The sequence below is a fragment of the Actinomycetota bacterium genome (genome assembly GCA_018830725.1).
Classification (GTDB): Bacteria; Actinomycetota; Humimicrobiia; order JAHJRV01; family JAHJRV01; genus JAHJRV01.
Window position 1 is genome coordinate 1 of the sequence record JAHJRV010000080.1, and the last position, 12,376, is coordinate 12,376.

General features: G+C 32.6%; 24 protein-coding genes. All 24 read right to left on the bottom strand.

Annotated elements, in window-relative coordinates; genetic code table 11:
- Nucleotides 1-411 (bottom strand): type I methionyl aminopeptidase (map, locus tag KKC53_03710; protein MBU2598271.1); only part of this gene is annotated, 411 nt, incomplete at its 3' end.
- Nucleotides 398-1,060, bottom strand: coding sequence for an adenylate kinase (locus tag KKC53_03715; protein MBU2598272.1), 663 nt, complete (start codon nucleotides 1,058-1,060; stop codon nucleotides 398-400). The genes KKC53_03715 and map, both read right to left, overlap by 14 nt.
- A 20-nt stretch (nucleotides 1,061-1,080) precedes the next feature.
- Complete coding sequence (gene secY, locus KKC53_03720; GenBank protein MBU2598273.1) at nucleotides 1,081-2,349, bottom strand: preprotein translocase subunit SecY; 1,269 nt, start codon at nucleotides 2,347-2,349, stop codon at nucleotides 1,081-1,083.
- Complete coding sequence (rplO, locus tag KKC53_03725) at nucleotides 2,342-2,797, bottom strand: 50S ribosomal protein L15 (GenBank protein MBU2598274.1); 456 nt, start codon at nucleotides 2,795-2,797, stop codon at nucleotides 2,342-2,344. Before rplO ends, secY begins: the two co-directional genes overlap by 8 nt.
- A gap of 45 nt (nucleotides 2,798-2,842) precedes the next feature.
- Nucleotides 2,843-3,388, bottom strand: coding sequence for a 30S ribosomal protein S5 (rpsE, locus tag KKC53_03730; protein ID MBU2598275.1), 546 nt, complete (start codon nucleotides 3,386-3,388; stop codon nucleotides 2,843-2,845).
- Between the two features lie 48 nt (nucleotides 3,389-3,436).
- The gene (rplR, locus tag KKC53_03735; GenBank protein ID MBU2598276.1) at nucleotides 3,437-3,793 is read right to left on the bottom strand and encodes a 50S ribosomal protein L18; all 357 of its coding nucleotides are present in this window, start codon (nucleotides 3,791-3,793) and stop codon (nucleotides 3,437-3,439) included.
- Between the two features lie 63 nt (nucleotides 3,794-3,856).
- Nucleotides 3,857-4,405, bottom strand: coding sequence for a 50S ribosomal protein L6 (gene rplF, locus KKC53_03740; protein ID MBU2598277.1), 549 nt, complete (start codon nucleotides 4,403-4,405; stop codon nucleotides 3,857-3,859).
- A 157-nt stretch (nucleotides 4,406-4,562) separates the two neighbouring features.
- The gene (gene rpsH, locus KKC53_03745) at nucleotides 4,563-4,961 is read right to left on the bottom strand and encodes a 30S ribosomal protein S8 (GenBank protein ID MBU2598278.1); all 399 of its coding nucleotides are present in this window, start codon (nucleotides 4,959-4,961) and stop codon (nucleotides 4,563-4,565) included.
- A 15-nt stretch (nucleotides 4,962-4,976) separates the two neighbouring features.
- Complete coding sequence (locus tag KKC53_03750; GenBank protein MBU2598279.1) at nucleotides 4,977-5,162, bottom strand: type Z 30S ribosomal protein S14; 186 nt, start codon at nucleotides 5,160-5,162, stop codon at nucleotides 4,977-4,979.
- A gap of 141 nt (nucleotides 5,163-5,303) precedes the next feature.
- On the bottom strand, nucleotides 5,304-5,852 hold the full coding sequence (gene rplE, locus KKC53_03755; GenBank protein ID MBU2598280.1) for a 50S ribosomal protein L5: 549 nt from the start codon (nucleotides 5,850-5,852) through the stop codon (nucleotides 5,304-5,306).
- Between the two features lie 39 nt (nucleotides 5,853-5,891).
- Entirely contained in the window at nucleotides 5,892-6,227 is a 336-nt protein-coding gene (rplX, locus tag KKC53_03760) for a 50S ribosomal protein L24 (protein ID MBU2598281.1), read from the bottom strand.
- A gap of 9 nt (nucleotides 6,228-6,236) precedes the next feature.
- On the bottom strand, nucleotides 6,237-6,605 hold the full coding sequence (gene rplN, locus KKC53_03765; protein MBU2598282.1) for a 50S ribosomal protein L14: 369 nt from the start codon (nucleotides 6,603-6,605) through the stop codon (nucleotides 6,237-6,239).
- Between the two features lie 10 nt (nucleotides 6,606-6,615).
- On the bottom strand, nucleotides 6,616-6,867 hold the full coding sequence (gene rpsQ / locus KKC53_03770; GenBank protein MBU2598283.1) for a 30S ribosomal protein S17: 252 nt from the start codon (nucleotides 6,865-6,867) through the stop codon (nucleotides 6,616-6,618).
- On the bottom strand, nucleotides 6,857-7,063 hold the full coding sequence (gene rpmC, locus KKC53_03775) for a 50S ribosomal protein L29 (protein ID MBU2598284.1): 207 nt from the start codon (nucleotides 7,061-7,063) through the stop codon (nucleotides 6,857-6,859). Before rpmC ends, rpsQ begins: the two co-directional genes overlap by 11 nt.
- Nucleotide 7,064: 1 nt before the next feature.
- Entirely contained in the window at nucleotides 7,065-7,487 is a 423-nt protein-coding gene (gene rplP / locus KKC53_03780) for a 50S ribosomal protein L16 (protein ID MBU2598285.1), read from the bottom strand.
- A gap of 81 nt (nucleotides 7,488-7,568) precedes the next feature.
- Nucleotides 7,569-8,252, bottom strand: a complete 684-nt coding sequence (gene rpsC, locus KKC53_03785) for a 30S ribosomal protein S3 (GenBank protein ID MBU2598286.1) — start codon at nucleotides 8,250-8,252, stop codon at nucleotides 7,569-7,571.
- 1 nt (nucleotide 8,253) lies between these two features.
- Nucleotides 8,254-8,595, bottom strand: a complete 342-nt coding sequence (gene rplV / locus KKC53_03790; GenBank protein MBU2598287.1) for a 50S ribosomal protein L22 — start codon at nucleotides 8,593-8,595, stop codon at nucleotides 8,254-8,256.
- Nucleotides 8,596-8,622: 27 nt separating this feature from the next.
- Complete coding sequence (gene rpsS / locus KKC53_03795; GenBank protein MBU2598288.1) at nucleotides 8,623-8,907, bottom strand: 30S ribosomal protein S19; 285 nt, start codon at nucleotides 8,905-8,907, stop codon at nucleotides 8,623-8,625.
- A 22-nt stretch (nucleotides 8,908-8,929) separates the two neighbouring features.
- Nucleotides 8,930-9,754, bottom strand: coding sequence for a 50S ribosomal protein L2 (gene rplB, locus KKC53_03800; GenBank protein MBU2598289.1), 825 nt, complete (start codon nucleotides 9,752-9,754; stop codon nucleotides 8,930-8,932).
- A 175-nt stretch (nucleotides 9,755-9,929) separates the two neighbouring features.
- Complete coding sequence (gene rplW / locus KKC53_03805) at nucleotides 9,930-10,217, bottom strand: 50S ribosomal protein L23 (protein ID MBU2598290.1); 288 nt, start codon at nucleotides 10,215-10,217, stop codon at nucleotides 9,930-9,932.
- Nucleotides 10,214-10,843 carry a 50S ribosomal protein L4 gene (rplD, locus tag KKC53_03810; GenBank protein ID MBU2598291.1) on the bottom strand — a complete coding sequence of 210 codons (630 nt, stop codon included), beginning with the start codon at nucleotides 10,841-10,843 and terminating at the stop codon, nucleotides 10,214-10,216. Before rplD ends, rplW begins: the two co-directional genes overlap by 4 nt.
- Nucleotides 10,833-11,477, bottom strand: coding sequence for a 50S ribosomal protein L3 (gene rplC / locus KKC53_03815; protein MBU2598292.1), 645 nt, complete (start codon nucleotides 11,475-11,477; stop codon nucleotides 10,833-10,835). Before rplC ends, rplD begins: the two co-directional genes overlap by 11 nt.
- Nucleotides 11,478-11,617: 140 nt before the next feature.
- Nucleotides 11,618-11,932: a 30S ribosomal protein S10 gene (gene rpsJ, locus KKC53_03820; GenBank protein MBU2598293.1), complete on the bottom strand. Its 315-nt coding sequence runs from the start codon at nucleotides 11,930-11,932 to the stop codon at nucleotides 11,618-11,620.
- 248 nt (nucleotides 11,933-12,180) lie between these two features.
- A partial coding sequence (locus KKC53_03825) for an elongation factor Tu (protein ID MBU2598294.1) occupies nucleotides 12,181-12,376 on the bottom strand: 196 nt, incomplete at its 5' end.

Sequence of the window (12,376 nt, forward strand, 5' to 3'; positions counted from 1 at the left end):
ACATTTTTTTATTCCTTTATAAAGTGCTCTCTCTGTAATATCCATTATTTCTTTTGCCTCTTTGGATATCTCACCAACACCAACTGTTATAGCTACATCTCCGTAGTATCCTTGAAACTTTACACCAACATCAACTCCAATAATATCACCTTCTTTAAGCCTCCTATTATTAGGGATCCCATGAACTACGCACTCATTGATACTTACGCATATGGTCGCTGGATATCCTCTATAACCAAGAAATGCTGGAGTAGCACCTCGTTCTATAATAAAATTATGAGCAAGCTTATCCAGCTGTATTGTAGTTACTCCTGGTTGTATATGCCTCCTAAGCATCTTAAGTGTTTCTTCAACTATTTCACAAGATTTTTTAATTTTTTCAATTTCAAGGGTAGATTTAATCTTTATCAAATATATCCTCCAAAATTATTTTTATATTCTCAAAAATATTTTCAACAATATCCTCTCCATCCACTTCAATAACTAAATCTTTTTTATAATAAGGTTGTATTGATAACTCTGTCTGTTCCTTATAAACCTTAAATCTATTTCTTACAGTTTGCATATTATCATCATCTCTTATTATTAGCTTACCATTACAAACAGGACATTTAGATGTTTTTAAATTTGAACTTTGTTGATAAATATTAAAATTTTTGTTACAACTACTACAAACTCTTCTTCCCAATAGACGTTTTGTCAATTCCTCCTCAGATACAATCATATTAATAACTAAATCTATTGGTCTTCCTGTCTCTTTTAATATATTGGACAGAAGCTCAACCTGCTTGAGATTTCTTGGAAAACCATCCAAAATAAAACCTGCTTTGCAGTCTTCTTTTTTAATCCTCTCTTTTAATATCTTGACCACTAATTCATCTGGGACTAAATCTCCGTTTGACATAAACTTTTGAGCTTTTTTTCCCAAACATGTCTTTTCTTTTATCGCTTCTCTTAACATATCTCCAGTTGAGATATGTGGTATATAAAAATATTTGCTAATTTTCTTAGCTTGTGTTCCCTTACCTGACCCAGGTGGACCAAAAATTATTAGATTCATATTATCTATAAAAATAAATTTTATTTTAAAAAGGCCTCATAGTTTCTCATAATCAGTTGGGCTTCAAGCTGTTTCATAAACTCTAAAGCAACACCAACTGCAATCAAAATAGAAGTTCCTCCAAAATAAAATGGTGCATTAAAGTACGCCCAAAGAGCAGTTGGTAATAGTGCAACTATGGCTAAAAATATTGCTCCAGGTAGATTTACCCTGTTTAATATATTCTTTAAGTAATTTACAGTTGATTTACCAGGTCTTATTCCGGGAATAAAACCTCCATATTTCCTAAAATTGTCTGCCATATCCTTAGGAGAAAATGCTATTGCAGCATAGAAATACGTAAATCCCAAAATTAATAAGGCATACAAAGTAAGATACCATGGTTTTATTTCTCCTCTTGCAGCTGGAGGACCAATGATACTTGCGAGTTTTTGAACCCAGGGAACTTGTATATATTGTGCTATAGTTGCTGGGAAAGCCAATAGTGAAGAAGCAAATATTACCGGAATAACTCCAGCCTGATTAACCTTTATGGGAATATATGTTCCCCTTCCACCATAAACTCTTCTTCCCCTTATCTGTTTTGCATATTGTATAGGTATTTTTCTCTCACCCTGTTGAATTACAATAATAAATATTATCACAGCTATTGCAATTAATAGCACAATAGCAATGATATAAATCTCATTTGGCCACCATTGATTAACTGAATTAATTATGTAGCTCGGAAAACTTGAAATAATATTTGCGAAAATGATAAGGCTCATTCCATTCCCAATTCCCTTTTGAGTTATTAACTCACCTATCCACATTATTAAAGCAGTTCCTGTTGTTAAAGTGATTACCACTACAAATAACATAGGCCAAGTTTCACCTACAATAACCCCGAGTCCTTTAAAATAAAAGAACATAGCTACAGATTGAAATATAGCTAATCCTATTGTTATATATCTTGCTATCTGATTTATCTTTCTACGACCTGTCTCTCCCTCTTTAGCAATTTTTTCTAATTTTGGAAAAATTATCTGAAGTAACTGTAAAATAATTGTCGCAGTAATATATGGCATTATACCTAAAGAAAAGACTGCAAAATTTGATAAAGCACCGCCTGAGAAAAGGTCAAGCATCCCAAAAATTCCCCCCTCAAAAACTTTCTCAATCCCTTCTAATCTAACGCCTGGAACAGAGATGTTTGCTCCAAATCTATAAATAGCCAAAATTGCCATTGTAAAAAGAAGCTTTTTTCTTAAATCAGGTATCCTGAAAGCATCACGTAGCGCTCTAAACATTTAGTACCTCAACTTTCCCTTCTTTATTTTCTATTTTCTCTTTTGCACTTTTCGAAAAAGCTTGAGCTTTAACTGTTAATTTCTTATCTAAATTTCCATTTCCTAATATCTTTACTGGTCTATCTAATTTCTTTATGAGTCCTTCTTTGTAAAGCAACTTATTTGTAATTGTTTGCCCATTCTTAAATAAATTTAAAGACTCAACATTTACTATTTGATAAACCATTCCATGAAGACTTCTATTTCCATATCCTCTCAGTTTCGGGATCCTTCTATGTAGTGGCATCTGTCCACCTTCAAACCCAGGTTTAATACTTGATCCAGATCTTGCTTTTTGTCCCTTATGGCCTCTTCCTGAGGTCTTTCCGTGACCAGAGCCTTCCCCTCTTCCAACTCTCTTTCTTTTTTTAGTTGATTTAAGAGATGATTTTAAATTATGAATTCTCATTACCTTTTTCCTTTAAAACTTATATTTACATACAAGAATGATATTTTATTCATTTTTATTTTTAATTTTACTTTCTTTTGACCCTTCCGAGCTTGAAAAAAAGTCCTTTAAGCTTTTTCCTCTTAATTTAGCTATTTGAGATGGTGATTTTATTCTTTTTAGTCCATCTTCCGTTGCTCTCACAACATTAATTACATTTGGACTTCCCAAAGATTTTGTAAGAACATTCTTTATTCCAGCAAGTTCCATTATCATCCTAACAGCTCCTCCTGCTTTAATACCTGTACCCGGAGCGGCTGGTTTAATTAATACCTTACTTGATCCGTGTCTACCAATTATATGATGTGGTAATGTTTTATCTCCAACTAATGGTACCTCGAAAACTTCTTTTTTAGCAATTGAAATGGCCTTTGAAATAGCCATTGGAACTTCTTTTGCTTTTCCAAAACCTATCCCCATGTGACCATCCCCGTCTCCAACAACTACAAGGGCAGAAAAACTAAATCTTCTTCCACCTTTTACAACTTTAGCAACTCTATTTATACTTATTACCTTTTCTTCAAACTCTACCTCTTGCTCTTCATTTTTTATTGAAATTTCTTGTCGTTGACTTTCTGTCAATATTTACCTCCTATAATTCTAAAAAGATAGTCCAGCTTCTCTCGCACTATCAGCTAAGGCTTTTACTCTACCATGAAATTTGTATCCACCCCTATCAAATACAATTTCTTTGATACGCTTTCTCTTGGCTATTTTTCCAATCTCATTGCCTACTAAATAAGCAATTTCAACCTTATTTTTACCTTCTTTTTCTTTAAGTTTCAGGGAAGAGTAGCTACATAAAGTATGACCTCTTGTGTCATCCATTAACTGGGTATAGATTTCTTTATTGCTTCTAAAAACACTTAATCTCGGTCTTTCCTTGGTACCAAAAACCTTTACTCTAACCCTCTTATGTCTTTTTTCTCTATCTAAAACTTTTTTTGACTTTACCAAATTAATTACTCCAACTTCAGGAACTAAAAATTATATTTATAAAAGGTCACTTAATTCATTTTTTTAAAATGCAGCTGAAACACCTGCTTTTCCGACCTTTTTTCTAACCTTTTCTCCTCTATATCTTATTCCTTTTCCCTTATAAGGTTCAGGGGGTCTCTTTGATCTTATTCTTGCAGCTATTTCTCCAACTAATTGCTTATCAATGCCTTTTACTATTATCGTTGTTGGATTAGGTACTACTGTTTCAATTCCTAATGGATCCTCCATCTTTATTTGGTGCGAAAATCCAAGAGAGAGTTCCAATGTTTTCCCTTTTTTAGCTGCCTTATATCCAACACCAATTATCTCAAGAGTTTTTGTATATCCCTCAGCTACACCCTTAACCATATTTGCTATCAATGTTCTATATAAACCGTGAAGTGATTTATGATATTTAGAATCTGACTTTCTTTTCACAATAATCTTATTTTCTGATAAATCAATATCAATTCCAGATTTTAATTCCTGTCTTAACTCTCCCATCGGACCTATCACAATTATTTCATTTTCTTCAATTTTAACTTTAACATTCTCTGTTAGAGAAATTGGCACTTTACCAACTCGAGACAATTTACTTCTCCTTTATTTTGATTTTACCAATAGATTTGTGGCATGGTTTCGAAGACATTTTACCCTCTCCCTACCCTCTCCCACCAGGGGAGAGGAATTGAGTAAGACGAAGGTAGAAACTTTGCCCAAATCTTATAGTAATCTTTAGATTTATATACTACCAAACATAACAGATTACTTCTCCACTAACTCCTAATTTTCTTGCCTTTCTTCCAGTTAAAATACCATTAGAAGTTGATATAATTGAAATTCCCAAACCGCCTAAAACCCTTGGTATTTCATCTTTCTTTGCATATACTCTAAGTTCAGGTTTACTAATACGTCTTATACCTGTAATTATCTTTTCTTTATTTGGACCATATTTTAAATAAATCTTTATTCTATCCTGTACTGGATTCCTTTCAATTTTATAATCTTTTATATAACCCTCTTCTAAAAGAATTTTAACTATTTCAAATACCACTTTTGAGGAGGGTACTTCCGTTACCAAATGATTTGCAGAATTAGCATTTCTTATCTTAGTTAACATATCTCCAATAGTATCTGATACACTCATTTATTCCCCCTTAACCTACCAACTAGCTTTTTTTAATCCTGGAATTTGTCCTTTATGGGCTAATTCCCTAAGACAAATTCGACATAAACCAAACTTTCTATAATATCCTCTTGATCTTCCACATCGATTGCATCGATTATACTGTCTCACTTTAAATTTTTGTTTCCTTTTTGCTTTTATAATTAAAGATTTTTTAGCCAATAAAACCTCCTGATATTGACATTCTTCACTTTGTTTCGTTTCATTCAGACTCTTCCCCTGACCCTCGAGTGCAACGAAGGAGAAGGGATGACAAATAAAATTAATATTGTTATTTTTTATAAAATTAATTATTTAATTATGTTATTTTTCGCTAAAAGGTACTCCAAAATATTTTAGAAGAGAAAAACCTTCTTCATTTCCATTTGATGAGGTTACTATAGTTACATTCATTCCTCGTGTACGGTCTATCTTATCACTGTCAACTTCTAAAAAAACAATTTGTTCAGTAACTCCCACAGTTAAATTTCCTTTTTTATCCATTGATTTTGGAGAAATTCCTCTAAAATCTCTAGTTCTTGGTAAAGCGACGGATAAGAATCTATCTAAAAACTCATACATTCTATTTCCTCTTAATGTAACTTTAAGACCTATCTTCATACCAGCTCTTAGTTTAAATCCTGCAATAGATTTCTTTGCTCTTGTAACTATTGGCATCTGACCTGTTATAGCTTTTAAATTTTTAATAGCATCTTCTAGCTCATTAGGATTTTGTATTGCAGAACCTATACCCATATTAACAACTATTTTTTCAAGTTTAGGAACTTGCATCTTATTCTTATATGAGAACTGCTTAACCATATTTGGTATTATTTCTTTTTCAAATTTTTCTTTTAATCTTGGTTTGTACATTAATTTCTCCTACTTCCTAATGAATATTAAAGAAATATTTTAAGGAATTTGTTCTCCACATCTCTTACAAACTCTAACTTTCTCATTATTTTTTAAAATTTGCATCTTCACTCTAGTTGGCTTTCCACAAGAAGGACAAACAAGCATTACATTACTTATATAAATTGGCCCCTCTTTTTTAATTACTCCACCCGGTTCCTGCTCACTCTTTTTTCGTGTGTGTCTTTTTATAATATTTTTCCCTTTAACATAAACTCTTTCTTTTTCTGGTTCAATTCTTAGAACTTTACCAGTCCTTTTTTTAAATGATTTACTTGAATCTTTACCTTTTATAATAACTACTGTATCTCCCTTTTTTATCTTTAATTTTACCAATTTTTCCTCCTATAAAACCTCTGGTGATAGAGATACTATTTTCATATATTCTTTATCTCTTAATTCCCTTGCTACAGGACCAAATATTCTTGTTCCCCTAGGATTATTTTGGTTATCTATTATAACGGCAGCATTTTCATCGAATTTTATATATGTTCCATCATTTCTCCTATAACCTTTTTTAGTTCGCACTACAACTGCTTTAACTATTTCACTTTTTTTAACAACTCCATCTGGTGATGCAGATTTTACAGTAGCTATTATTACATCACCAACACGCGCATATCTTCTTCTTGTTCCACCCAATACCCTAATACACATTATTACTTTTGCTCCTGTATTATCTGCTACTTTTAATCTACTAAATGATTGTATCATTTTAAAAACCTCACTTACTTTGCTCAACTACTTTAAAGACTCTCCACCTCTTTGTCTTGCTAATTGGTTTAGTCTCCATAATAGATACAAGATCACCTACTTTGCATTCACCCTTTTCATCATGAACCTTATATTTCTTCACTTTTATCATAGTCTTTTTATAAACAGGGTGATGAGAAGTTGTTATTACTTCAACAACTACAGTTTTATCCATTTTATCACTTATAACCTTGCCTAATTTGACTTTTCTTCTACTTCTCATTAATTACCTCTCTCTCCCTCTCGTATTTCACAGTCATTATCCTCGCAATTTCTCTTTTTATTTCTTTTATTTTTGCTGTGTTTTCAAGTTTACTAATTGATAATTGAAATCTAAGATTAAAAAGATCCTGTTTAGCCTCAGCTAATTTCTTATCTAACTGATCAAAAGTCAATTCTCTGAGTTGAGTTGCTTTCAAATTACTCGCCTCCTCCTTCCCTAAGTGTAACAAATTTACATTTTATAGGGAGTTTATGAGAAGCTCTTCTCATTGCATCTTTTGCTAATTCCTCAGATACACCCGAAAGTTCGAACATAATACGACCTGGTTTAACAATTGCTACCCATTTATCAAGTGCACCTTTTCCACTTCCCATTCTGGTTTCTGCGGGTTTTTTAGTAACTGGTTTATGAGGAAATATATTTATCCAGATTTTACCTCCCCTTTTTATACATCGTGTAATTGCTATTCTTGCAGCTTCTATTTGTCTATTTGTTATCCAGGATGGTTCTAGTGCTTGAAGCCCATACTGACCGAAAGATAATTTTGATCCTCTTATTGACTTACCTTTCAACCTTCCTCTAAACTCTTTTCTATGTTTTACCCTTTTGGGAAGTAACATTTCTTCTCCTTAAAAAATTTTTCTTACTTATAAAACAATTCTTTAAATTTAAATTGGTATAAATCTTATGATTTAATATTTTTATGACTTTTCAATTGACTTAGTTTCTTCATCATGAGAGCTCTTAAACTGCTCCTGCTCACTAGTAACCTCTCCTCTGTTTATCCACACTTTTACTCCAATAACTCCAAATTTTGTAATTGCGTCTTTTTGTCCATAATCAATATCTGCTTTTATAGTATGAAGGGGTATTCTTCCCTCCTTAAACCACACTGTTCTTGCCATCTCGGCCCCCCCAAGTCTTCCTGAACATGAAATCTTTATTCCTTTTGCTCCAGCTTTCATTGTTATAAATATTGCTTTTTTCATCGCTCTTCTATAGCCAGTTCTTCCCTCTATCTGTTGAGCTACATCCTCAGCAACTAAAACCGCATCTAATTCAGGTTTTACAACTTCAACAATATTTATAATAACCTGGTGATCTGTCATCTTCTCTATTTCTTTTTTTAAAATATTTATATTTGATCCTTTTCTTCCTATAACTATACCTGGACGTGCTGTACAAACATTTATTGTCATTATCCCTGCTGTTCTTTCGATCTCTATTCCTGAAACAGCAGCATTTGGTAATTGATCCCTTAAATATTCTCTCATCTTTATATCCTCACAAAGAAACTTGGAATACTCTTTAGTCGCAAACCAATGAGTTTTCCAATCTCTATTAATTCCTGTTCTGAAACCGACAGGATTTACTTTTTGTCCCAAATTAACTCTCCTCTCTTTGAGAAATATAAATAGTTATATGACTTGTCCTCTTTTTAATTCTATCCGCTCTTCCTCTTGCTCTCGGTTTCATCCTTTTTAAAGTTGGACCTTGATCAACATATATTTTTGATATATATAAATTTTCCTTTTTCATACCATGATTTTCAATAGCATTTGCTACAGCACTAGAAAGTACCTTTTTTACTATCTTGGCTGCTTTTTTAGGAGTAAAATCTAAGACTACTTTAGCTTTAGAAACATCCATTCCTCTTATCATATCTATAACTAATCTAGTTTTTTGAGAACTTATCCTGATATATCTTAAAACTGCTTTAACTTCCAAATTATCCTCCTATAATAGTTTTTCCTATTACTTCAATGATGTTGATCTTTCAGTGTGACTACCATGCAATCTAAATGTTCTAGTAGGAGCAAATTCACCCAATTTATGCCCAACCATATTCTCAGTTATAAAAATTGGAACATGTTTTCTCCCATTATGTACAGCAATTGTGTGACCGACCATTTCAGGAATTATAGTGCAACTTCTGGCCCAAGTCTTTATCATTTTCTTTTCTTTTTTAGTGTTTAACTCAGAGATCTTCTTATAAAGCTTTTCATCAATATAAGGACCTTTCTTTAGAGATCTAGGCAATTTACCTCCCTCTTAATTTTTTTTATTTCCTACGTTTAATTATCATTTTATCTGATGGTTTTCTCTTTTTTCTTGTTTTATACCCAATAGCTTTTACTCCAGTAGGGGATGAAGGTGGTCTTCCTGATTTTCCCCTTCCTTCACCACCACCATGAGGGTGATCCACTGGATTCATTGCTGTACCTCTTGTAGTTGGTCTAATTCCTAACCATCTACTTCTTCCAGCTTTTCCTTTTATCATAATATCATGTTCTACATTACCAACTTGACCAATTGTTGCTCTACAATTCAAGTTAATAAGTCTTATTTCACCAGATGGAAGTTTTAAATTTCCATAATCTCCTTCTTTAGCCATCAATTGAGCACTTGAACCAGCTGATCTTGCTAATTGACCTCCCTTACCTAGTTGCATCTCAATATTGTGTACAAATGTTCCAGTAGGAATCTTCCTTAGTGGAAGAGTATTTCCAGTTTTAATGTCCACATTATCACCAGAAATAACTGAATCCCCCACCTTTATACCTCTGGGTGCTAATATATAATTCTTCTCTCCATCTCTATAAACAATTAAAGCAATATTGCATGATCTGTTCGGATCATACTCAATCGAATTAACTCTTGCTATAATATCATCTTTTTTTCTTTTAAAATCTATAACTCTATATTTTCTTTTATGTCCACCACCCTTGTGTCGAACTGTAATCCTACCACTAACATTTCTACCAGCTTTTTTCTTAATTGGCTTAGTCAACGTTTTTTCTGGTTTCTTTTTTGTCAATTCTGAATAATCAATTCCTATTAAAAATCTTCTACCAGGGGTTGTAGGTTTATATTTTTTTACTGGCAAATTAACTCCCTTTATATAATTATCTCTTTAATTAGAATTTATTTTTTTTACTTATTTAGAGCTTTGTGGTGTACTTTCGCAGGCATTTTTAGCCAAGAAAGTATACCCAAAGCTTTTAACAGTTATTTAATTTATTTCTTAATTAGATTCACTTCACTTAGAGCTTTTAATATATTTATTTACTTTCAAATATTGGTATACTATCACCTTGCTTTAAGGTAATAATTGCTTTCTTATATCCAGATTTATAACCCATTGAAGCTCCCAACCTCCTGGGTTTTGGAGCTATTTTAATGGTATTAACTGAAATAACTTTAACATTAAAAATTTCTTCAATTGCTTTCTTAATATCAATCTTTTTTGATTTAGGATGCACAATAAATGTATATCTATTTTGCTCAACTAATGAGTAACTTTTTTCAGATATTACTGGTTTAATAATAACATCTCTTGAACCTCTCATCTTCCATATACCTCCACTGTTTCTTCCAATGATTTTTTCGTAAATATTAGTCTTTCAGCGTTTAATATGTCATAAACACTTAGTCTATCTACTCCTACTACATTAACAGTTGGAATATTTCTAAAAGATTTTTCAACTATTTCTTTATCCTTTTCCAGAATAACTAAGTTTTTATTCTCGTCTCCCAAAGATTTTAGAAATTTAGTAGCATTCTTGGTACTCGGTTCTTTAAAATTAAAATCTTCAGCAACTAATATCTTCTTATCCTTTGCTTTCATATATAAAGCTAATTTTCTTGCTTCATACCTAATTTTCTTGGGTAATCTCATTGAGTAATCCCTCGGTTTTGGTCCAAATGTAACTCCTCCACCTCTCCATATTGGAGATCGAATACTTCCAGCTCTAGCTCTTCCCGTACCTTTCTGACGCCATGGTTTTCTTCCACCACCTCTTACCTCATCTCTGGTTTTTGTTGATGCAGTACCTAATCTTCTTGATGCAAGGTAAGTTTTAACAACCCTATGTAAAATATTTACATCACTTTCTGAAAAAAATACTTTCTTGTTTAAAGTAACAGTCGATATCTTATCACCACTGATATTTACAACATCCGCTTTAAGCTCCATTTAAGACCTTCTCCCTCCTTCTATAACCAGTAATGAGAACTATTCTTCCCTTTGATCCTGGTACAGATCCTTTTATAAGTATTATGTTTGATTCAGAATCTACTTCTACTACTTCTAATCCTAATGTTGTTACCTTTTCATAACCATGGCGACCTGGCATTTTCTTACCTTTAAAAACCCTTGAGACTCTCTGACCGGTTGAACCAACAGCACGATGGTATTGTGAACCATGAGAGGCTGGTTGACCACTAAACCCATGTCTCTTCATACCTCCAGTAAATCCCTTTCCTTTAGATTTACCTGTTACTTTAACTATATCTCCCTTCTCAAATACAGAAGCTTTAATGACATCTCCTACCTTAAAATTCTTAGGTTCATCCACTTTCACTTCCAACAAATGTTTTTTTGGTTCTAATTTCTTCTTTTTAAAGTGTTGCTCATAAGGTTTGTTTGTTCTGCTTAATTTAATATCACCGAAACCTATCTGAATCGCATTATAACCATCTGTTTTATCTGACTTTACTTGAGTAATAGTACAAGGACCAGCCTTAACCGCTGTTACTGCAACAACGTTCCCCTGTTCATCATATATACTAGTCATTCCTATTTTTTTTCCTATAATAGCCTTAATCAAAATTTACCTCATCTTAAGTATTTAATTAATTAAAATTCCCATCTTTAAATTTAACTTTTCAATTAGATTCACTTCACGAAGAATCTCTTAAGTCATATTAACAAGGAAATACACCCAAAGCTTAAAACAATTCTATAATTCTATAGCTTTATTTCAATATCAACACCAGCTGGAAGACTTAGTCTCATAAGAGAATCAACTGTCTTTGGTGTCGGATTATATATATCTATTAATCTCTTATGAGTCTTTATCTCAAAGTGCTCTCGAGAATCCTTATCAATATGTGGTGATCTAATCACACAAAAAAGATTTCTTTTTGTAGGAAGTGGAACAGGTCCTGCTACTCTCGCTCCCGATTCAAGAGCTGTTTCTACAATCTTTTTTGCAGATCGATCCACAATCCGATGGTCAAACGCTTTTATTGAAATGCGTATTTTCTGACCAGTTTTTGCCAACAATACCTCCCTATCAATTTATATGACACTTAAATTTTATTTCTATTAAAAACTTTATAAAATATTTTTAAATACATATTGATATGTAGGGCAACCCTTTAGGGTTGCTTATTTTTACAATAATAGAACTCATTATATGCAAGGCTAAAGCCTTGCCCTACTTTTTTTATTAGATTTGTGGCATGGTTTCGAAGACATTTTCAGTCGAGAAACTATGCCCAAAGCTTTTAATAGCTATTTATTTTTAATTACTTAACTATCTCTGTTACAGTACCAGCTCCAACAGTATGACCACCTTCCCTGATAGCAAATCTTAGGCCCTTCTCCATTGCTATTGGTTGAATCAATTCAACTCTTAACTCAACATTATCTCCAGGCATTACCATCTCGGTTCCTTCTGGAAGAGTTATGACTCCTGTAACATCTGTTGTTCTAAAATAAAAC